The 19273-nt window shown below is 69.0% G+C and carries 19 protein-coding genes; 11 read left to right on the top strand and 8 right to left on the bottom strand.

Features of this window, described 5'->3' with window-relative positions:
• Window positions 1–34: 34 nt before the first annotated feature.
• Window positions 35–985: a choline sulfate utilization transcriptional regulator gene (locus tag SZ55_RS19405; protein ID WP_044410131.1), complete on the bottom strand. Its 951-nt coding sequence runs from the start codon at window positions 983–985 to the stop codon at window positions 35–37.
• 112 nt (window positions 986–1097) lie between these two features.
• Here SZ55_RS19405 and betC point away from each other — a divergent pair, with 112 nt between their 5' ends.
• From betC to SZ55_RS19390, 3 genes are all read left to right on the top strand, one after another.
• The gene (betC, locus tag SZ55_RS19400) at window positions 1098–2606 is read left to right on the top strand and encodes a choline-sulfatase (protein ID WP_044410129.1); all 1509 of its coding nucleotides are present in this window, start codon (window positions 1098–1100) and stop codon (window positions 2604–2606) included.
• Window positions 2607–2616: 10 nt separating this feature from the next.
• Complete coding sequence (gene choX / locus SZ55_RS19395) at window positions 2617–3543, top strand: choline ABC transporter substrate-binding protein (protein ID WP_044410126.1); 927 nt, start codon at window positions 2617–2619, stop codon at window positions 3541–3543.
• 123 nt (window positions 3544–3666) lie between these two features.
• Window positions 3667–5226 (top strand): SulP family inorganic anion transporter, encoded by a 1560-nt coding sequence (locus tag SZ55_RS19390; RefSeq protein WP_044410123.1) that lies wholly within the window; start codon window positions 3667–3669, stop codon window positions 5224–5226.
• A 23-nt stretch (window positions 5227–5249) separates the two neighbouring features.
• Here SZ55_RS19390 and aroE read toward each other — a convergent pair whose 3' ends face one another.
• Entirely contained in the window at window positions 5250–6074 is an 825-nt protein-coding gene (aroE, locus tag SZ55_RS19385; RefSeq protein ID WP_044410119.1) for a shikimate dehydrogenase, read from the bottom strand.
• A 156-nt stretch (window positions 6075–6230) separates the two neighbouring features.
• Window positions 6231–7148, bottom strand: a complete 918-nt coding sequence (hemF, locus tag SZ55_RS19380; protein WP_044410116.1) for an oxygen-dependent coproporphyrinogen oxidase — start codon at window positions 7146–7148, stop codon at window positions 6231–6233.
• A 157-nt stretch (window positions 7149–7305) separates the two neighbouring features.
• On the opposite strand from hemF, the gene SZ55_RS19375 reads away from it, so the two are divergent.
• Window positions 7306–8283, top strand: a complete 978-nt coding sequence (locus tag SZ55_RS19375; RefSeq protein ID WP_044410114.1) for an NADPH:quinone reductase — start codon at window positions 7306–7308, stop codon at window positions 8281–8283.
• Window positions 8284–8340: 57 nt separating this feature from the next.
• Here SZ55_RS19375 and SZ55_RS19370 read toward each other — a convergent pair whose 3' ends face one another.
• From SZ55_RS19370 to SZ55_RS19360, 3 genes are all read right to left on the bottom strand, one after another.
• Window positions 8341–8898, bottom strand: coding sequence for an L-threonylcarbamoyladenylate synthase (locus SZ55_RS19370; RefSeq protein WP_044410112.1), 558 nt, complete (start codon window positions 8896–8898; stop codon window positions 8341–8343).
• 40 nt (window positions 8899–8938) lie between these two features.
• A complete protein-coding gene (gene dprA / locus SZ55_RS19365) occupies window positions 8939–10039 on the bottom strand; it encodes a DNA-processing protein DprA (protein WP_044410109.1) in 1101 nt (366 codons plus the stop codon).
• Window positions 10040–10123: 84 nt separating this feature from the next.
• Window positions 10124–11149, bottom strand: coding sequence for a LysM peptidoglycan-binding domain-containing protein (locus tag SZ55_RS19360; RefSeq protein WP_044410106.1), 1026 nt, complete (start codon window positions 11147–11149; stop codon window positions 10124–10126).
• A gap of 141 nt (window positions 11150–11290) precedes the next feature.
• Here SZ55_RS19360 and def point away from each other — a divergent pair, with 141 nt between their 5' ends.
• The 7 genes from def (at window position 11291) to SZ55_RS19325 (ending at window position 17959) form a co-directional block, all read left to right on the top strand.
• A complete protein-coding gene (gene def, locus SZ55_RS19355) occupies window positions 11291–11797 on the top strand; it encodes a peptide deformylase (RefSeq protein WP_044410103.1) in 507 nt (168 codons plus the stop codon).
• Window positions 11798–11857: 60 nt separating this feature from the next.
• Window positions 11858–12802 carry a methionyl-tRNA formyltransferase gene (fmt, locus tag SZ55_RS19350; RefSeq protein WP_044410100.1) on the top strand — a complete coding sequence of 315 codons (945 nt, stop codon included), beginning with the start codon at window positions 11858–11860 and terminating at the stop codon, window positions 12800–12802.
• A complete protein-coding gene (rsmB, locus tag SZ55_RS19345) occupies window positions 12799–14112 on the top strand; it encodes a 16S rRNA (cytosine(967)-C(5))-methyltransferase RsmB (RefSeq protein WP_044410098.1) in 1314 nt (437 codons plus the stop codon). Before fmt ends, rsmB begins: the two co-directional genes overlap by 4 nt.
• A gap of 11 nt (window positions 14113–14123) precedes the next feature.
• Window positions 14124–15497 (top strand): Trk system potassium transporter TrkA, encoded by a 1374-nt coding sequence (trkA, locus tag SZ55_RS19340; RefSeq protein ID WP_044410095.1) that lies wholly within the window; start codon window positions 14124–14126, stop codon window positions 15495–15497.
• Between the two features lie 120 nt (window positions 15498–15617).
• On the top strand, window positions 15618–17141 hold the full coding sequence (locus tag SZ55_RS19335) for a TrkH family potassium uptake protein (RefSeq protein WP_082078288.1): 1524 nt from the start codon (window positions 15618–15620) through the stop codon (window positions 17139–17141).
• A 67-nt stretch (window positions 17142–17208) separates the two neighbouring features.
• Complete coding sequence (locus tag SZ55_RS19330) at window positions 17209–17529, top strand: tetratricopeptide repeat protein (protein WP_044410092.1); 321 nt, start codon at window positions 17209–17211, stop codon at window positions 17527–17529.
• A gap of 1 nt (window position 17530) precedes the next feature.
• Window positions 17531–17959, top strand: a complete 429-nt coding sequence (locus SZ55_RS19325; protein ID WP_044410089.1) for a hypothetical protein — start codon at window positions 17531–17533, stop codon at window positions 17957–17959.
• 28 nt (window positions 17960–17987) lie between these two features.
• On the opposite strand, the gene SZ55_RS19320 is transcribed toward SZ55_RS19325, so the two are convergent.
• Both SZ55_RS19320 and SZ55_RS19315 read right to left on the bottom strand, forming a co-directional pair.
• The gene (locus tag SZ55_RS19320) at window positions 17988–18254 is read right to left on the bottom strand and encodes a PilZ domain-containing protein (protein ID WP_044410086.1); all 267 of its coding nucleotides are present in this window, start codon (window positions 18252–18254) and stop codon (window positions 17988–17990) included.
• Window positions 18255–18349: 95 nt separating this feature from the next.
• Complete coding sequence (locus SZ55_RS19315) at window positions 18350–19237, bottom strand: lysophospholipid acyltransferase (RefSeq protein WP_044410078.1); 888 nt, start codon at window positions 19235–19237, stop codon at window positions 18350–18352.
• Window positions 19238–19273 lie beyond the last annotated feature (36 nt).

Raw genomic sequence — 19273 nt, 5'->3', positions numbered from 1 at the left:
CAAACGATGGTTCGGGTCTGCAGACGTTTCGCGCTCAGATCGCGATGCCCTCGCGATTGCGGATCAGATGTGCCTGTCGAGCAGCATCGCCCAGCTCCTGCTGCAGCCAGTCGACGAAGCATTTCATCAGCCGGGCGCGGCGTTTGCGCTCGGGCTGGACCAGGTAGTAGCCGAGGTCCGAGCACACCCGGCCTTCCAGCAGCGGGGCGAGCAGGCCCTGCTCCAGCAGGTCGTCCACCAGGTAGCGCCAGCCGATTGCGACGCCCTGGCCGGCGATGGCGGCCTGGATCAGCAGGGTGTAGTTGTCGAAGCGCAGCGCGCCGGAGGGCGGGCTCTGGCTGATGCCCAGCTCGCGGAACAGGCTGCTCCAGTCGAACCAGCGGGTGCGCACCTCCGGCTTCAGGTGCAGCAGCGGCAGCTCGGCCAGCGCGGCGGCCGGCAGCGGCGTGGCGCGCCCGGCCAGCAGGCGCGGGCTGGCGATGGGGAAGACCTCCTCGCGGAACAGCAGCAAGGCATCGCCGTGCTTGAAGCGGCCGTCGCCGAAGGCGATGGCGATGTCCACCTCCGAGCGCAGCATGTTCATGGTGCGGTCGCTGGTGACGAGGCTGACGTCGATGTCCGGGTTGGCTTCATGGAAGCGGTGCAGGCGCGGCATCAGCCAGTAGGCGGCGAAGGCGAAATCCGTGGCCACCTGCAGCACCTCGTGCTGGCTGCGGGCGCCCACGGCCTCCAGGCCGGCCTGGATCGCCTGCAGGCCTTCCTGCACGTGGAGGAACAGCACGCGCCCGGCATCGGTGAGCTCGATGCCGCGGTAGACGCGGTCGAACAGCCGGGTCGCCAGTTGCTTCTCCAGCCGCTGGATCTGCTGGCTCACCGCCGGCTGGGTGGTGCCCAGCTCCACGGCAGCGGCGGTGAAGCTGAGGTGGCGGGCGGCGGCCTCGAACACACGCAGCAGGTCGAGGGCGATGTCAGGGAAATCTGCCATAAGCCTTGCTTATCCGAGTCATGTCTCCCCGTGCGGTTTACCGGGGCGAGGGGCTGACGCAATCATCAGCGCCAGCACTCTCGCATAATTCATCGGTATGGATAAGCGCACGATGAAACGCCCCAACATCCTCTTCATCATGGCCGACCAGATGGCCGCGCCGCTGCTGCCCTTCTACACCCCGTCCTCCCCGCTGAAGGTGCCGCACCTGGCGCGCCTCGCCGCCGAGGGCGTGGTGTTCGACTCGGCCTACTGCAACAGCCCGCTGTGCGCCCCCTCGCGCTTCGCCCTGGTGAGCGGGCAGTTGCCGTCGAAGATCGGTGCCTATGACAACGCCGCCGAGTTCCCCGCCGACATCCCCACCTACGCCCACTACCTGCGCCGCCTCGGCTACCGCACGGCGCTGTCGGGCAAGATGCACTTCTGCGGCCCGGACCAGTTGCACGGCTACGAGGAGCGCCTGACCAGCGACATCTACCCCGCCGACTACGGCTGGGCGGTGAACTGGGACGCGCCGGATGTGCGCCCGAGCTGGTACCACAACATGTCCTCGGTGCTGCAGGCCGGGCCGAGCGTGCGCACCAACCAGCTGGATTTCGACGAGGAGGTGGTGTTCAAGGCCCGCCAGTACCTCTACGACCACGTGCGCCAGCGGGCGGACCAGCCCTTCTGCCTGACGGTGTCGATGACCCACCCCCACGACCCCTACACCATCCCGGCCGACTACTGGGCCCGCCACGACGAGGCGGCGATCCCCATGCCCCGGGTGCGCTTCGCCGACCACGAGCAGGACCCCCACAGCCAGCGCCTGCTGAAGGTCATCGACCTGTGGGGCAAGCCGCTGCGGGAGGCGAAGATCCGCGATGCCCGCCGGGCCTACTTCGGCGCCTGCAGCTACGTCGACGACCAGGTCGGCGCGCTGCTGAAGACCCTGGCCGAGTGCGGCCTGGCCGAGGACACCCTCGTGGTGTTCTCCGGCGACCACGGCGACATGCTTGGGGAGCGGGGCCTCTGGTACAAAATGCACTGGTTCGAGATGGCCGCCCGGGTGCCGCTGCTGGTGCACGCCCCGGCGCGCTTCGCGGCCCGCCGGGTGGCGGCCTCGGTGTCCACCGTGGACCTGCTGCCGACCCTGGTGGAACTGGCCGGCGGCCACCTGGAGGCGAACCTGCCGCTGGACGGCCGCTCGCTGCTGCCGCACCTGGAAGGCCGCGAAGGCCACGACGAGGTGCTGGGCGAATACATGGCCGAAGGCACCACCAGCCCGCTGATGATGATCCGTCGCCGGCAGTGGAAGTTCATCTACTCGGAGCAGGACCCGTGCCTGCTGTTCGACCTGGCCAACGACCCGCTGGAGCTGGAGAACCTGGCCGGCTCCGCCGAACACCAGGCGCTGCTGGCGACCTTCCTCGACGAGGCGCGGGCGCGCTGGAACGTCGCGGCCATCGCCGAGGCGACCCTCGCCAGCCAGCGCCGCCGCCGCTTCGTCGCCGAGGCCCTGGCCCAGGGCACGCTGACCAGCTGGGACCACCAGCCCTTCGTCGACGCCAGCCAGCAGTACATGCGCAACCACATCGACCTGGACGACCTGGAGCGCCGCGCGCGCTTCCCCCAACCCTGAGGACCGCCCCATGAAGACGCTGATCCCTGCCGTGGCCGCCGGCCTGCTGAGCACCACCCTGGCCCTGGCGGCGCAGGCCGAGGACGCCCGCTGCGCCACGGTGAAACTGGGCGACCCGGGCTGGAGCGACATTGCCGTGACCAACGGCGTGGCACGCCTGCTGCTGGACGGGCTGGGCTACCGCACCGAGACCCAGACCCTGGCGGTGCCGATCATCTTCGCCGGGTTGCAGAAGGGCCAGGTGGACGCCTTCCTCGGCAACTGGATGCCGGCCCAGCAGAGCAACTACGACCGGTTCGTCGCCAGCGGCGAGGTGGACAAGCTGACCGAGAACCTCACGGGCACCGAGTACACCCTGGCAGTGCCGCGCTACGCCTACGAGGCCGGGGTGAAGACCTTCGCCGACCTGGACAGCCATGCCGAGCGGTTCAAGCACACCCTGTACGGCATCGCCGCCGGCTCGCCGGCCAACGTTTCCATCCAGGAGATGATCCGGTCGAACGAGTTCGGCCTGGGCGACTGGAAGCTGGTGGAGTCCAGCGAGCAGGCGATGCTGGTGCAGGTGGGCCGGGCGGTGAAGCGCAACGAGTTCGTGGTGTTCCTCGGCTGGACGCCGCACCCGATGAACGTGCAGTACGACCTGGTCTACCTGAAGGGTGGCGAGCGCTACTTCGGCGAGAGCGGCAGCGTGAACACCCTGGCCCGCAAGGGCTACGCCCAGCAGTGCCCGAACGTGGGTCGGCTGCTGGCCAACCTGCAGTTCACCCAGGGGATGGAAAACAGCGTGATGGACCAGGTGCTGAGCGGCAAGGCCAGCAACGAGGCGGCGGTGAAAGCCTGGATCAAGGCCAACCCGGCAGCCCTGCAGGCCTGGTTGAACGGCGTGACCACCCGCGAGGGCGGCGATGGGCTGGCGGCGGTGAAGGCGAAGCTCTGAGCCCGACCGCTCGCACACACCCGGGGGCGCTCTCACGGTTGAAACCGCGCCCACCGGGCGGGCTGGCAGCGTTGCCCTTCCCGAATAACCGCGCTCCCGCAACCGAGCCACAGCGACGCCGCCATGCGCCCATCCCGCCTCTTCCCCTTCCTCCACTGGCTACCCGGCCTGCGCCCCCGGGCCGTCGGCCGTGATGCCCTGGTGGGGCTGACCGGGGCGGTGCTGGCGCTGCCCCAGTCCATCGCCTATGCGCTGATCGCCGGGCTGCCGGCGGCCTATGGGCTGTATGCCGCCGTGGTGCCGGTGATCGTCGCCTGCCTGTGGGGCTCGTCGCGGCACCTGATCGGCGGGCCCACGGCGGCCATCTCGGTGGTGCTGATGGCCAGCGTCAGCCCCCTGGCCTTGCCGGGCAGCCAGGACTACATCGGCCTGGTGCTGCTGCTGACCTTTCTCGCGGGGGCCTTCCAGTTCCTCATGGGGCTGTTGCGCTTCGGTGCCCTGGCGAACTTCGTCTCGCAGTCGGTGGTGCTCGGTTTCACCCTGGGTGCGGCGCTGGTGATCGCCCTGGGGCAAGTGCCCAACCTGCTCGGCCTGGTGCCGCCGGAGGGTCGCGCCACGGCCTGGCAGAGCGCGCTGGCGCTGGCCGCCCACTTGGGCGAGGCACACGGGCCGTCGCTCACCGTGGCGGGGGTGAGCCTCGGCGTGTCGATTCTGGCGAGGGTGCTGGCGCCGCGCCTGCCAGCCCTGCTGCTGGGCCTGCTCGCGGGCAGCCTGCTGGTGATGGCGCTGCCCGGCCCGTTCGGCGCGGTAGCGCGGGTGGCGGCCTTCCAGGGCAGCCTGCCGCCACTGGCGATGCTGCGCTTCGATGCCGAGGACATGCTGCGCCTGCTGCCGTCGGCGGTGGCGTGCGGGCTGCTGGGCCTGGTCACCAGCCTGTCCATCGCCCGCGCCCTGGCCAGCCGCTCGGGGCAGGTGCTGGACGTGAACCAGGAAACCCGTGGCCAGGGGCTGTCCAACCTGGTCGGCGCCTGGTTTTCCGGCTACCTGTCGGCGGGCTCCTTTACCCGGTCGGGGCTCAACCTGCAGGCGGGCGCCGGCTCGCCCCTGGCGGGGGTGTTCTCGGCACTGTGGGTGGCGCTGTTCGCGTGGGGCGGCGCGGACCTGATCGGCCATATCCCGCTGCCGGCTATGGCCGCCGGCATCCTGATGATCTGCTGGGGCCTGCTGGACGCGCGCGGGGTGCGCCAGTTGTGGCGGGTGAGCCGGGCGGAGTTCGCGGTGATGGCGCTGACCCTGGCGGCGACCCTGCTGCTGGAGTTGCAGACGGCCATCTATGCCGGGGTGCTGGCGTCGCTGTTCTTCTACCTCAAGCGCACCTCGCAGCCACGGGTGCTGCAGGCCCGGCAGGGTGACGAGGAGGTGCTGCGCATCGAGGGGTCGATCTTCTTCGGGGCCTGCCCGTACCTGCAGCGGCTGATCCAGAAGAGCCAGGCCGGACGCCTGGTGCTGGATGCCCACCACGTCAATTTCATCGACTACGCCGGGGTCAGCCTGCTCCACGACGAGGCCCGTCGCCTGGGCGGGGAGGGCCGCTGCCTGGTGCTGCGCCGGGCCCGCCCGCAGGTGGAGCGGGAGCTACGCAAGCTGGAGGGCGAGGGCAGCGGCCTGCTGATCGAGCCGTAGCCCGGCGTCAGGCCGGGGGTCGCTCAGCCCTCGGCGAGCTGGCGACGCAGTTCGGCCAGTACCGGGGCGCTGTCGGGCAGCACGCCACGCCACAGCAGGAAGGCTTCGGCGGCCTGCTCCACCAGCATGCCGAGGCCGTCGAGGGTGCGCGCGGCACCGTGGCTGGCGGCCCAGCGGTTGAACGCGGTCGGTTCCTTGCCATACATCATGTCGTAGCAGGCGGTGTGGCGCGGCTGGATGAGGCTGGGGGCGATGGGGGGGAGGTCGCCGGCCAGGCTGGCGGAGGTGCCGTTGATGATCAGGTCCACCGGTTCTTCCAGCCAGTCGAAGCCGCTGGCGGACACCGGGCCGAGGTCGGCGAACAGGCGGGCGAGGGCTTCGGCCTTTTCCACGGTGCGGTTGGCGATCACCAGGGACGCCGGCTTTTCCGCCAACAGCGGTTCGATCACCCCGCGCGCGGCCCCTCCGGCGCCCAGCAGGAGGATGCGCTTGCCGGCCAGGCACAGCCCGGCGTTGCGGGTGAGGTCGCGGACCAGCCCGGCGCCGTCGGTGTTGTCCCCGAGCAGGCGGCCGTCGTCGAGCTTCTTCAGGGTGTTCACCGCACCGGCGCGCTGGGCGCGGGCGCTGAGCTGGTCGGCCAGTTCGAAGGCCTGCTCCTTGAAGGGCACGGTGACGTTGCCGCCCAGGCCGGTGGCGAAGAAGGCGCGGGCGCAGCCGGTGAAGTCGTCCAGCGGGGCGAGGACCGCTTCGTAGCTCAGCACCTGGCCGGTCTGCTCGGCGTAGAGGCGGTGGATGAGCGGCGACTTGCTGTGGCCGATGGGGTTGCCGAAGACGCAGTAGCGGTCCATGGGAAGTCCTTGGGGCAGGGCCGGGGCGGTTCGGAAGTCCGCTTCGGCGCGTCACGTTGGAAGGCCCGGCAGCGCGGGCCCGGATCAGCGGCGGAGTCTACATCGGTGGATGCGCTTGCCGGGTCCGGGCCGGCGCGCCTGGCCGGGCGCGGGGCGTCAGGGCTGGGTGGCCAGCCAGTCGCGGTCCTGGAGGAAGTACTCGGTGAGGCGTGCTTCTTCGCTGCCCGGCTCGGGCTTCCAGTCGTAGCCCCAGCGCACGTGGGGCGGCAGGGACATGAGGATGGATTCGGTACGCCCGCCGGATTGCAGGCCGAACAGGGTGCCGCGGTCGAACACCAGGTTGAATTCGACGTAGCGGCCGCGGCGGTAGGCCTGGAACTCACGCTGCTGTTCGGTGAAGGGGGTGTGGCGGCGACGGCGGATGATCGGCAGGTAGGCCTCCAGGTAGGCGTCGCCGATGGCGCGCATGAAGGCGAAGCTGGTGTCGAAGTCCCACTCGTTGAGGTCGTCGAAGAACAGGCCGCCGATGCCGCGCGGCTCGTTGCGGTGCTTGAGGTGGAAGTAGCGGTCGCACCAGGCCTTGTAGCGCGGGTAGACGTCCTCGCCGAAGGGCGCGCAGGCGTCGCGGGCCACCTGGTGCCAGTGCACGCAGTCTTCCTCGTGGCCGTAGTAGGGGGTGAGGTCGAAGCCGCCACCGAACCACCACACCGGGGCCTCGCCTTCCTTCTCGGCGATGAAGAAGCGCACGTTGGCGTGGGAGGTGGGTACGTGGGGGTTTTCCGGGTGGATCACCAGGGACACGCCCATGGCCTGGAAGCCCCGGCCGGCAAGCTCCGGACGATGGGCGCTGGCCGAGGGCGGCAGGCTGGTGCCGAACACGTGGGAGAAGTTGACCCCGCCCTTTTCGATCAGCGCGCCGTTCTCGATCACGCGGGTGCGACCACCGCCGCCGGCGGGGCGGTCCCAGGCGTCCTCGAAGAAGCTGGCCTGGCCATCCTCGGCGGCGAGGGCGGTGCAGATGCGGTCTTGCAGATCGAGCAGGTAGGCCTTCACGGCCGCAATGTGTTCACTCACGTCGGATACACCTTGAGTCGGCTTGCGAGCGCCGCCGGACGGGGCTTGCGGGGAAAAAAGAGGGCGCAAGCATACCACTGCCGGGGGCTGGCGGTGGCTTGACGGCGATCAAGCGGAAGGCTTGGATGAGGGCCTTTCCCATGCAGGAGCCTGAACCATGCCCAGACGCATCCAGTTTTCCCGATACGGCGGCCCCGAGGTGCTGGAACTGGCGGAGGTCGCGCTGCCACAGCCAGGGCCGGGCGAGGTGCGGGTACGCAACCACGCCATCGGCCTGAACTTCATCGAGACCTACTACCGCAGCGGCCTGTACCCGGCACCGGGCTTTCCGTCCGGGCTGGGCAGCGAGGGCGCGGGGGTGGTCGATGCGGTGGGCGAGGGCGTGGCACGGGTGAAGGTGGGCGACCGGGTGGGCTACGCCACGGGCCCGCTGGGCGCCTACGGGGAGTTCCACGTGCTGCCCGAGGGGCACCTGGTGACGCTGCCGGATGCCATCGGCTTCGAACAGGCGGCGGCGGTGCTGCTGAAGGGGCTGACGGTGCAGTACCTGCTGCGCCAGACCCATGCGCTGGAGGCCGGCGAGACGGTGCTGTTCCACGCGGCAGCCGGCGGGGTCGGCTCCATCGCCTGCCAGTGGGCGAAGGCCGCGGGGGCGAAGCTGATCGGCGTCGCCGGCTCGGCGGATAAGGCCGCGCGGGCCAAGGCGCTGGGCGCCTGGGCGTGCATCGACAGCAGCCGCGAGGACGTGGTGCAGCGAGTGCTGGAGCTGACCGATGGGCAGAAGTGCCGGGTGGTGTACGACTCGGTGGGCAAGGACACCTGGGCGACCTCGCTGGAGTGCGTGGCGCCGCGCGGGCTGCTGGTGAGCTTCGGCAATGCGTCGGGGCCGGTCACCGGGGTCAACCTGGGGGTGCTGGCCCAGAAGGGCTCGCTGTTCGTCACCCGTCCGACCCTGGGCGGCTACGCGGACACGCCGGCACGCCTGCAGGCGATGGCGGACGAGCTGTTCGGGATGATCGCCAGCGGGGCGATCCAGGTGGAGATCGGCCAGCGCTACGCCCTGGCAGAGGTGGCACGGGCCCACACCGACCTGGCGGGGCGACGCACCCAGGGCTCCAGTGTGCTGCTGCCCTGAACGCATCAGCCCCGGACGATGCCGGGGCTGTTCCGGCCTGGAGGCCGGAGGCGGTCTTCAGGAGGGGCGGATCACCCGTCCGGTGGCCAGGTCACGGATGGTGCTGGGCTTGCGGCGGCCCCCCAGGGCGCCGCCGAGCACGGCGTCCAGTTGGCCGGGGAAGTACTGCTGGACCCGCAGGCGCGACATGGCGGCGGGCCGCCCGCCGGGGTTGGCGGAGGTGGAGACCAGCGGCCCGACTTCAGCGCACAGGGCGCGCACCAGGGGGTGGTCGGTGACGCGCAGGGCGACGCTGTCGTGCTGGCCGGTGATCCATTCGGGCAGCAGGCCCTGGTGGGGCACCAGCCAGGTGTTGGGGCCCGGCCAGCTGGCGGTGAGCTGGTCGATCCAGGCGTCGGGCAGGCCGTCGAGGAGGAAGTCGAACTGCTGGATGTCGTCGGCCACCAGGATCAGGCCCTTTTCCACCGGCCGGTCCTTGAGCGCCAGCAAGCGGTAGACCGCGTCCGCATTCCACGGATCACAGCCCAGGCCCCACACTGCTTCGGTGGGGTAGGCGATCACGCCGCCTTCTCGAACGATCCGCGCCACGCGTTGAACCTGCCATTTGTTGACCATCGCCTGCTCCCGGAAAAACGATGGCGCGAGTGTACAGGGCTCACCCGCGGCGATGAACCCAGCGCCCCGCCTCGCAGGCGACACAGCCGTCGAGCTCCAGTTCGGTGAGGCTGGCCAGTACGCGGGGCAGGTCCCAGCCGCTGGCGTGGGCCAGGGCCTCGCTGCTGTAGGGGGCGGCCCGCAGCAGGTCCAGCAGCGGGTGCTGGCGGGGGGCTTCGATCGGCTTGGCAGCTGGGAGCGGTGCCACCTGCTGCCAGCCCCGCAGGGCTTCGAGGATGTGCTCGGTGGTCTCCACCAGCACGGCGCCTTCGCGGATCAGTTGGTGGCAACCCCGCGCGCCCGGGTGGTGGATGGAACCGGGCAGGGCGTAGACCTCGCGACCCTGCTCGGCGGCCAGGCGGGCGGTGATCAGCGAGCCGCTGGAGGGGCTGGCTTCCACCACCAGCACGCCCAGGGACAGCCCGCTGATGATGCGGTTGCGGCGGGGGAAGTTGGCGGCCTGGGGCGGGCAGTCCAGAGGCAGTTCGGACACCAGGGCGCCGCCCCCGGCCAGCAGGTCCCGGGCCAGCCTGGCATGGCGCCGGGGGTAGAGCCGCTGCAGGCCGGTGCCGAGCACGGCGATGGTCTTGCCGCCGGCATCCAGCGCGCCATGGTGGGCGGCACCGTCGATGCCCAGGGCAAGCCCGCTGGTGATGGTGAACCCTCCGCCAGCCAGGGCGCGGGCGAAGGCGTGGGCGTTGTCGAGCCCGGCGGCGGAGGCGCGACGGCTGCCGACGATGGCCAGTTGCGGGGTCTCCAGCAGGCCGGGGTCGCCCTGGAGGAAGAGCAGGGGCGGGGCGTCCGGGAGTTCGGCGAGCAGGGCGGGGTAGCGCGGATCATCCCAGGTGATCAGGTGGCAGTCCGGCCCCTCCAGCCAGGCCAGCGCATGGGCGGCCCGCTCGCGGATGGCGGCATCCCGGCGCGGGCCGGCACAGGCTTCCGGCAGGCCGAGGGAACGCCAGGCGGCAGCCGGGGCGCTGAGCGCGGCAGAGGCGCTGGCGAAGGCTTCGATCAGGGTGTGGAAACGGCGAGGGCCGACTTCGGGGAGGCTGTGCAGGCGGAGCCGGGCTTCCAGCTCGGCGGGGGAGAGGGCGGGCGGCATGGGGTTCGTCCTTGACCGGTGCCGCATGGCGCGGCTGGCCGCCCTGTATACAACAAGCCCCCGCTAGGCGGGGGCTGATTGGCACTACGGATTTTGTACCTTGTCCATCACCTGCAACTGGCGACTCGCCGCGAGAATCAGACCATAGCTGAGCTTGTCGTAGGTGCGGAACACCATCAGCAGGCCGGCACGCTCGTCGGGGATCTTCACCATCTCACCGGTGACCCGATCGCGGACGGTTTCGCCGGTCTTGTAGACCGCCAGTACGTTGCCTTCGGCCAGGCCATCGCGCTTGCCCTTGTTCAGGGTGACCACATCAAACTGGCCGATCTGGCTCACACCTCGAGGTACATCGAGGATTAGCCCTTTGACCTCGCGGTCGGGCGCACTCGGCATGAAGGTCGAGGTGATGGAGCGCTCTTCGGTGGGGAAAAGACGATCCCCCAGGCGAACTTCCTGGGTCGAGCGTGTCAGGGCCATGGTGGTGACATCCCCCTCTTGGGCAACCACGTTGGCGCCACCGATGTCATCGGCATTGATGCCCAGGAATTCCTCGGTATCCGGGTCGATGTAGGTCTTGCCCTGGCGGAAAATGCCGTAGGAGGCACCTGCGGGGTCGATCTTGCCGCGTGCATAGACGCGGTCACCCGCGCCACTGACAACACGCTCGGCGTTACCCGCGACGATGTACGGAATACCCTCGAACTGCTCAGGGGTATCAACGATGCGGTTCGACAACAGGAAGCTGTTGATCGCCTCCAGCGGAATGGTCGGAATGGCCTCGGCCATCGGTGTGCTGCGAACACGAGGCGACAGCTTGATGGTGCCGCGGGACGCGCCGCGATCCAGCACCAGGCGCGGCTGGCCATCGACATACACCAGGCTCAGGGTGTCACCGGGGTAGATGAGGTGCGGGTTCTGGATCTGCGGGTTGGCGTGCCAGATTTCCGGCCATTTCCAGGGTTCGCTGAGGAACTTGCCGGAGATGTCCCAGAGTGTGTCGCCACGGACCACCGTATAGCGTTCCGGATGGCCGTCCTTGAGCTCCACCGCAGCCTGTGCCAGCCCGTTGGCAGCCAGGAGCAGCAGGGCGAGTAGTGATTTCCTCATGCGGTGAATCCCTTTATTATGTGCGTTCACGCGAAACGGCCTGAAAGCCGCCCCAACCGGGCTTTTCAGGCGTTTTTCAATGCTGCTCATCATCTTAGCAGCGGATTTTGACTTTATTCCACAAGTGCATCACAAACCCATATGGCGATCCTGAACATCCTCGAATTCCCTGATCCGCGCCTGCGCACCATCGCCAAACCGGTGGAGGTGATGGACGACGCGCTGCGCCAGTTGATCGACGACATGTTCGAGACCATGTACGAAGCCCCCGGCATCGGCCTGGCGGCGACCCAGGTGAATGTGCACAAGCGCGTGGTGGTGATGGACCTGTCGGAGGACAAGTCCGAGCCGATGGTCTTCATCAATCCCGAGTTCGAGTCCCTGACCGACCAGATGGACCAGTACCAGGAAGGCTGCCTCTCGGTGCCCGGCTTCTACGAGAACGTCGACCGCCCGCAAAAGGTCAAGATCAAGGCCCTGGACCGCGATGGCCAGCCGTTCGAGATGATTGCCGAAGGCCTGCTGGCAGTGTGCATCCAGCACGAATGCGACCACCTCAACGGCAAGCTATTCGTCGACTACCTCTCCAGCCTCAAGCGCGACCGGATCAAGAAGAAGCTGGAAAAGCAGCACCGCCAGCAGGCTTGATCCCTGAACCCCAAAGGCTTGCTCCGGCAAGCCTTTTTCTTTTTAGAGAGTGAGCCCCGCATGACCCAAGCCCTGCGCCTCGTCTTCGCCGGCACCCCGGAGTTCGCCGCCGAACACCTCCAGGCCCTGCTCGACACCCCTCACCAGATCGTTGCCGTGTACACCCAGCCCGACCGCCCCGCCGGCCGCGGCCAGAAGCTCATGCCCAGCCCGGTCAAGCAGCTCGCCCTGCAGCACGGCCTCCCGGTCCTGCAGCCGCCGACCCTGCGCGACCCTGCCACCCAGGAAGAACTGCGCGCCCTGGCCCCGGACCTGATGGTGGTGGTCGCCTACGGCCTGATCCTGCCGCAGGTGGTGCTGGACATCCCGCGCCTCGGCTGCATCAACAGCCATGCCTCGCTGCTGCCGCGCTGGCGTGGCGCCGCACCGATCCAGCGGGCGGTGCAGGCGGGCGACGCCGAGAGCGGCGTCACCGTGATGCAGATGGAGGCGGGTCTCGACACCGGCCCCATGCTGCTCAAGGTCACCACCCCGATCACCGCCGCCGACACCGGCGGCAGCCTGCATGACCGCCTCGCCCAGCTCGGCCCCCAGGCCGTCGTCCAGGCCATCGCCGGTCTTGCCGCCGGAACGCTGCAGGGCGAGGTGCAGGACGACGCCCTGGCCACCTACGCCCACAAGCTCAACAAGGACGAGGCGCGGATCGACTGGAGCCGCCCGGCCGACGAACTGGAGCGCCTGGTGCGCGCCTTCAACCCCTGGCCCATCTGCCACAGCACCCTCGACGGCCAGCCGCTGAAGGTGCTCGCTGCCGAGCCCGCCGAAGGCCGCGGCCAACCCGGCCAGATCCTCGACGCCAGCAAGGACGGCCTCACCGTGGCTTGCGGCGAAGGCGCCCTGCGCCTCACCCGCCTGCAACTGCCCGGCGGCAAGCCCCTGGCCTTCGCCGACCTCTACAACAGCCGCCGCGAACAGTTCGCCCCCGGCCAGGTGCTCGGCGCATGAGCCCGCGCCTCGCCGCCGCCCGTGCCCTGGCGGCCGTGCTCAACGGCAAGGCCTCCCTCGGCGGCAGCCTGCCTGCCCAGCTGGACAAGGTGGACCCGCGCGACCGCGGCCTCGCCCAGGACCTCGCCTTCGGCGCCGCCCGCTGGCAACCCCGCCTGTCGGCCCTGGCCGAGCGCCTGCTGCAGAAGCCCTTCAAGGCGGCCGACCGTGACGTCGAGGCCCTGCTGCTGGTGGGCCTATACCAGCTGTTCCACACCCGCATCCCGCCCCACGCGGCCATCGGCGAAACCGTCGGCTGTGCCGACAAGCTGAAGAAGCCCTGGGCCAAGGGCCTGCTCAACGCCGTGCTGCGCAATGCCCAGCGCCAGGGCGAGGCGATCTTCGCCGAGTTCGAACGCGACCCGGCCGTACGCACCGCCCACCCACGCTGGCTGCAGAAGGCCCTGAAGGCTGCCTGGCCGGAACAGTGGGAAGCCGTCTGCGCGGCCAACAATGCCCACCCGCCGCTGATCCTGCGGGTCAACCGCCGTCACGGCGACCGCGATGCCTACCTCGCCGAACTGCGCCAGGCCGGGATCGAAGCCGAACCCTGCCCCTTCAGCCGCGATGGCATCCGCCTGGCTGAAGCCTGCGACGTCACCGGCCTGCCGGGCTTTTCCGAAGGGCGTGTCAGCGTCCAGGACGAAGCCGCGCAACTGGCCGCCGACCTGCTGGAACTGGCCCCCGGCCAGCGGGTGCTGGATGCCTGCTGCGCCCCCGGTGGCAAGACCTGCCATTTGATGGAAGCCGAACCTGGCCTGGCCCAGGTGGTCGGCGTGGACCTGGAAGAAAGCCGCCTGGTGCGCGTGCGCGAAAACCTGGCGCGCCTGGGCCTGGATGCCCAGTTGATCGCCGCCGACGGCCGCGACACCGCGAGCTGGTGGGACGGCAAAACCTTCCAGCGCATTCTGCTCGATGCCCCGTGCTCGGCCACCGGCGTGATCCGTCGCCACCCCGACATCAAGCTGACCCGCAAGGCCGAGGACATCGCGCCCCTGGCCACCCTGCAAGGCGAGCTGCTGGACGCCCTCTGGCCCACCCTCGAAGTGGGCGGCATCCTGCTCTACGCCACCTGCTCGGCGCTGCCGGCGGAAAACAGCGAGAACATCGCCGCCTTCCTCGCCCGCACCCCCGGCGCGCGGGAGCTGGACATCGCCGGCGGGTTCGGCATCAAGCAACCCCATGGCCGCCAGCTGCTGGCCCGGGAAGACGGCCATGACGGCTTCTACTATGCCAAGCTGATGAAGATCGCCGCGTCTCCCCGCGGCTAACGGAGCAATCAGTGAAGATCATCATTCTCGGGGCCGGCCAGGTCGGCGGCACCCTCGCGGAACACCTGTCCGGCGAAGCCAACGACATCACCGTGGTCGACACCGACGGTGATCGCCTGCGCGACCTCGGCGATCGCCTGGACATCCGCACCGTGCAGGGCAAGGGCTCGTTCCCCACCGTGCTGCGCCAGGCCGGTGCCGACGACGCCGACATGCTGGTGGCCGTGACCAACAGCGACGAGGTGAACATGGTCGCCTGCCAGGTGGCCTACACCCTGTTCCACACCCCCACCAAGATCGCCCGCGTGCGCGAGTCGGCCTACCTGACCCGCGAGGCGCTGTTCGACAACGAGGCCATCCCGGTCGACGTGCTGATCAGCCCCGAGCAGGTGGTCACCAACTACATCAAGCGCCTGATCGAGTACCCCGGTGCCCTGCAGGTGATCGACTTCGCCGAAGGCAAGGCCCAGCTGGTAGGCGTCCGCGCCTACTACGGCGGCCCGCTGGTGGGCCAGGAGCTGCGCCAGATCCGCGAGCACATGCCCAGCGTCGACACGCGCGTGGCGGCCATCTTCCGCCGCAACCGGCCGATCATCCCCAAGGGCGACACCGTGATCGAGGCGGACGACGAGGTGTTCTTCATCGCTGCCAAGGCCCACATCCGCGCGGTGATGAGTGAGCTGCGCCGCCTGGAGGACAGCTACAAGCGCGTGGTCATCGCCGGCGGCGGCAACATCGGCGAGCGCCTGGCCGAGGCCATCGAGAGCCGTTACCAAGTGAAGATCATCGAGATGAACCCGGCCCGCTGCCGCTACCTGTCGGACACCCTCGACAGCACCGTGGTGCTGCAGGGCAGCGCCTCGGACCGCGACCTGCTGGTGGAAGAGAACATCAACGACGCCGACATCTTCCTGGCCCTGACCAACGACGACGAGGCCAACATCATGTCCTCGCTGCTGGCCAAGCGGCTCGGCGCGCGCAAGGTGATGACCCTCATCAACAACCCCGCCTACGTGGACCTGGTGCAGGGCGGCGAGATCGACATCGCCCTCAGCCCCCAGCTCGCCACCATCGGCACCCTGCTCACCCACGTGCGCCGGGGCGACATCGTCAGCGTGCACTCCCTGCGCCGGGGCGCGGCCGAAGCCATCGAGGCCATCGCCCACGGCGACGCCAAGTCGAGCAAGGTGGTGGGCAAGATGATCGAGGACATCGCCCTGCCGCCGGGCACCACCATCGGCGCGGTGATCCGTGACGACGAGGTGCTGATCGCCCACGACGACACGGTGATCGAGTCCGGCGACCACGTGATCCTCTTCCTTGTGGACAAGAAGTACATCCGCGACGTGGAGCGGCTGTTCCAGGTCGGCCTGACCTTCTTCTGACGCCGCCAACCGGGCGCGCGCGGTATCCAGATACCGGCCGCCCGGTTTTCAGCCACTTCCTACATCCCCTCCCTGCGAGCCAGCGGTAGGGTTCGGACCCTCCCGTTCCGAGGGCCCGCCATGTCCCGCTTCGAACCCCTCCTGCCGCTGCGCCAGAACACTTACCTGCCTAACGCCGTGACCGGGCGAGCCCAGCGCCATGCGGTGATCCGCCGGATCCTCGGCGTGCTGCTGATGCTGTTCAGCAGCACCCAACTGCCGCCCCTGCTGATCGATCTGTACTACGGCGAAGGCGCCTGGCAGGGCTTTCTGATGGCGCTGTTGATCACCCTGGGCATCGGCCTGCTCACCTGGCTGCCGGTGCGCGGCGCCAACGGGGACCTGAAGATCCGCGACGGCTACCTGATCACCGCGCTGTTCTGGACCGTGCTCGGCACCTTCGGCTGCATACCCTTCCTGCTCATCGACACACCGCGCATGGACCTGGTGGACGCGCTGTTCGAGTCCGTCTCGGGCATCAGCACCACCGGGGCAACCGTGCTCACAGGGCTCGACCAGCTGCCCAAGGCGGTCCTCTACTACCGCCAGCAGCTGCAGTGGTTCGGCGGGATGGGGATCATCGTCCTCGCGGTGGCGATCATGCCCATGCTCGGGATCGGCGGCATGCAGCTGTACCGCGCCGAGATGCCCGGCCCGCTGAAGGAGCAGAAGCTCTCGCCACGCATCGCGGAAACCGCGCGCACCCTGTGGCTGATCTACTGCGGCCTGACCCTGGCCTGTGCGCTGGCGTACTGGGCCGCCGGGATGAGCCTGTTCGACGCCATCTGCCACAGCTTCTCCACCATCGCCATCGGCGGCTTCTCCACCCACGACGCCAGCATCGGCTACTTCGACAGCCCGCTGGTGGAGGCGGTGTGCATGTTCTTCCTGGTGGTCTCGGGGGTGAACTTCGGCCTGCACTTCCTCGCCTGGCGACAGCGCAGCCTGCGGCACTACCTGCGCGACGCGGAATGCCGCGCGTACCTGTTGCTGCTGCTGGGCACCTTCGTGATCTGCGCCACCACGCTCATCGTCCACCAGCACTACGAGGCGCCGCTGCAATCGATCCGCTATGCCGCGTTCATGGTGGTCTCGGTGGCCACCACCACCGGCTTCGGCCTGGCCGATTTCAGCACCTGGCCGACCCTGCTGCCGCACCTGCTGCTCTACACCACCTTCATCGGCGCCTGCGCCGGCTCCACCGGCGGCGGCATGAAGGTGATGCGCATCCTGCTGGTGCTGCGCCAGGGGGTGCGGGAGTTCCAGCGGCTGCTGCACCCCAACGGGGTGTTCACCCTCAAGCTGGGTCGGCGCCAGATTCCCGAGCGGGTGGTGGAGTCGGTCTGGGCCTTCTGCTCCATCTACCTGATGACCTTCGTGGTGCTGCTCCTGCTGCTGATTGCCATGGGGCTGGACCAGCTCACCGCCTTCTCCACCCTGGCCTCCTGCATGAACAACCTGGGCCCGGCACTGGGCGAGGCGGCGGCGCACTACGGCAACCTGCCCGATGGCGCCAAGCTGGTGCTGAGCCTGGCCATGGTGCTGGGGCGGCTGGAGGTGTTCTCCCTGCTGATCCTGCTCAGCCCGGCCTTCTGGCGGTTCTGAGCCTTGGGGTTGGGCGCTCGCGTCGATCAGGGTAGGGTGAGCGCCTCGACAGCCCGGGGACAGGACCATGATCGATTCACTGGAGAAGATGCTCGCCAAGGGCGTGGACAACGCGCTGCTGCGCTTCGGCCTCGGCAAGGGCTACCTCGACCAGGGTGATGCGACGGCAGCAACGCTGCACCTGCAACGCTGCGTCGAGCAGGACCCGGCCTACTCGGCGGCCTGGAAGCTGCTGGGCAAGGCGCTGGAGAGCACTGGTGACAGCGAGGGGGCTCGCCAGGCGTGGGAGCAGGGCCTGAGCGCCGCGCAGGCCAAGGGCGACAAGCAGGCGGAGAAGGAGATGGGGGTGTTCCTCAAGCGCCTCGCCCGCCGCCAGGGAGGGCAGTGACATGGTGCGCACCGTGCTCGCCCTGGGAATTGCGGCGTTCGCCTTGGACGGCGTCGCTGCCCAACCGGTGCCGCCCTACCAGGTCGATTCGATCAAGCCACCGATACTGGAAGCCCCGCCTTCGGCCGAACCTGCCCTGACCGAAGCCTGCCGCGCCTGGAAGCTGGACGCGCGGGGTGCCAGCCGCTTCTTCACCCTGGCCGAGCTGCTGGACGGCGTGGTGCTGCACCACGCGTTCTCCTGGGTGCCCTGCAGCATCGAAGGGCGCCTGCATGACGGCCGTGGCCAGGTGTGGAACTTCCGCATCAACGGCGGCGCCACGGCAACGACCTGGCGCGGTGAAGGGCCGACCCGGGAGGAGTATCGCTGGGGCTGCCGCCGCCAGGCGTGCGAACCACTGGTGCTGCTGACGGCGGACGAGGAAGGCTAGGGGATTTCCGGGAGCGGTCAGGAGCGGATCAGGACTCGACGAAGCGCAGGCCGACACCCTCGGCGTCCACCCGCATGATCTCCATCTGCAGGATCGGCGCTTCGAAGGGCAGGTCCTGCACTTGTCCGGTGAGGATGGTGCCCACCGGCAGGGCCACCAGGTCCGGGTGACGGACGTAAACGCCGCCGTCCGACAGGTCGCGGGTCTGGGCGAAGAGATCCCCGAAGCTCTCGTGACTGATCTTGATCCGGCACTTCATCGGCGTACGGGGATGCTGGCGCTGGTTGGAGGACATCGCGACACACCTTGGATTGGTCTGAGCGGTTTTTTAGCCTAAAACCACCGACTCGCCCAGCAGAAGGCGCAAAAAAGGCGCCGAAGCGCCTTTTCTCAATACCAGCGGGCTTCGCCCTCGGGGCGCTTCTTGAAGCGCTTCATGCTCCACATGTACTGGGTCGGGTAGGTGCGCACGTAGCGCTCCACCACGGCGCTCATCGCCGCCACGCCTTCTTCCACGTTGTCGCTGTACATCCCCTCCGGCGCGGCTTCGAGGATGACCTTGAAGCCGGAGCCATCCGGCAGGCGCAACGCATGCAGGAACACCCCGCGCGCCTTGCCGCCGGCGAGCATGCCGGGGACGAACTTGCTGGTCAGCGCCAGGGTGCCGAGGAAGGGCACGAACACGCCGGCGGACAGGCTCGGCTCCGGGTCGGCCGGAATGCCCACCGCGCCGCCCCGACGCACTTCCTTGATGACGCTGAGGATGCCTTCCTTGGTGGACGGCGCGACGCGGTTGCCGAGCTGCACGCGCTGCTTCTGCAGCAGTTCGTCCACGGCCTTCAGCTTCGGCGGACGGTAGAAGATGATCGGTTTGCACTGGGCACAGTAGAAGTGGTTCAGCACCTCCCAGTTGCCCAGGTGACTGGTGATGCCCACCACGCCCTTGCCGCTGGCCAATGCCTCGTGCAGCACCTCCAGGCCTTCCACCTCGCGCACCAGGCCGATGGACTTCTCCGCCGGCCAGATCCAGGCGCAGGCGCTTTCGGTGAGGGTGCGGCCGATGTCCATCAGGCTCTGGCCGACCCGCTGGTCGAGCTCGGCCGGGGACAGTTCCGGAAAGCACTTGGCGAGGTTGATCCGCGTGACCTCGCGGGAGCGGTTGGGCAGCTTCCACATCAGCCAGCCGATTGCCGCGCCCACGGCTTGTACGGCCCGCCAGGGCAGCAGGGCGAAGAGGCGCAGGAAGCCGACCACGAGGGCGCCTTTGAGCTTGTCCACAGGCAACTCCAGGGCAAGGAAAAGCGCGCATTCTAC

The sequence above is a fragment of the Pseudomonas sp. FeS53a genome, assembly GCF_000931385.1.
In the GTDB taxonomy this organism is placed as follows: Bacteria; Pseudomonadota; Gammaproteobacteria; order Pseudomonadales; family Pseudomonadaceae; genus Metapseudomonas; species Metapseudomonas otitidis.
Note: the sequence above shows the minus strand (reverse complement) of the source record. Positions and strands in the feature narration are given on the sequence as shown.

Bases quoted from the DNA above. Each gene is read 5' to 3' on its own strand.
- SZ55_RS19405 (WP_044410131.1), bottom strand. From the start codon at position 985: ATGGCAGATTTCCCTGACATCGCCCTCGACCTGCTGCGTGTGTTCGAG.
- betC (WP_044410129.1), top strand. From the start codon at position 1,098: ATGAAACGCCCCAACATCCTCTTCATCATGGCCGACCAGATGGCCGCG.
- choX (WP_044410126.1), top strand. From the start codon at position 2,617: ATGAAGACGCTGATCCCTGCCGTGGCCGCCGGCCTGCTGAGCACCACC.
- SZ55_RS19390 (WP_044410123.1), top strand. From the start codon at position 3,667: ATGCGCCCATCCCGCCTCTTCCCCTTCCTCCACTGGCTACCCGGCCTG.
- aroE (WP_044410119.1), bottom strand. From the start codon at position 6,074: ATGGACCGCTACTGCGTCTTCGGCAACCCCATCGGCCACAGCAAGTCG.
- SZ55_RS19375 (WP_044410114.1), top strand. From the start codon at position 7,306: ATGCCCAGACGCATCCAGTTTTCCCGATACGGCGGCCCCGAGGTGCTG.
- SZ55_RS19370 (WP_044410112.1), bottom strand. From the start codon at position 8,898: ATGGTCAACAAATGGCAGGTTCAACGCGTGGCGCGGATCGTTCGAGAA.
- dprA (WP_044410109.1), bottom strand. From the start codon at position 10,039: ATGCCGCCCGCCCTCTCCCCCGCCGAGCTGGAAGCCCGGCTCCGCCTG.
- SZ55_RS19360 (WP_044410106.1), bottom strand. From the start codon at position 11,149: ATGAGGAAATCACTACTCGCCCTGCTGCTCCTGGCTGCCAACGGGCTG.
- def (WP_044410103.1), top strand. From the start codon at position 11,291: ATGGCGATCCTGAACATCCTCGAATTCCCTGATCCGCGCCTGCGCACC.
- fmt (WP_044410100.1), top strand. From the start codon at position 11,858: ATGACCCAAGCCCTGCGCCTCGTCTTCGCCGGCACCCCGGAGTTCGCC.
- rsmB (WP_044410098.1), top strand. From the start codon at position 12,799: ATGAGCCCGCGCCTCGCCGCCGCCCGTGCCCTGGCGGCCGTGCTCAAC.
- SZ55_RS19335 (WP_082078288.1), top strand. From the start codon at position 15,618: ATGTCCCGCTTCGAACCCCTCCTGCCGCTGCGCCAGAACACTTACCTG.
- SZ55_RS19330 (WP_044410092.1), top strand. From the start codon at position 17,209: ATGATCGATTCACTGGAGAAGATGCTCGCCAAGGGCGTGGACAACGCG.
- SZ55_RS19325 (WP_044410089.1), top strand. From the start codon at position 17,531: ATGGTGCGCACCGTGCTCGCCCTGGGAATTGCGGCGTTCGCCTTGGAC.
- SZ55_RS19320 (WP_044410086.1), bottom strand. From the start codon at position 18,254: ATGTCCTCCAACCAGCGCCAGCATCCCCGTACGCCGATGAAGTGCCGG.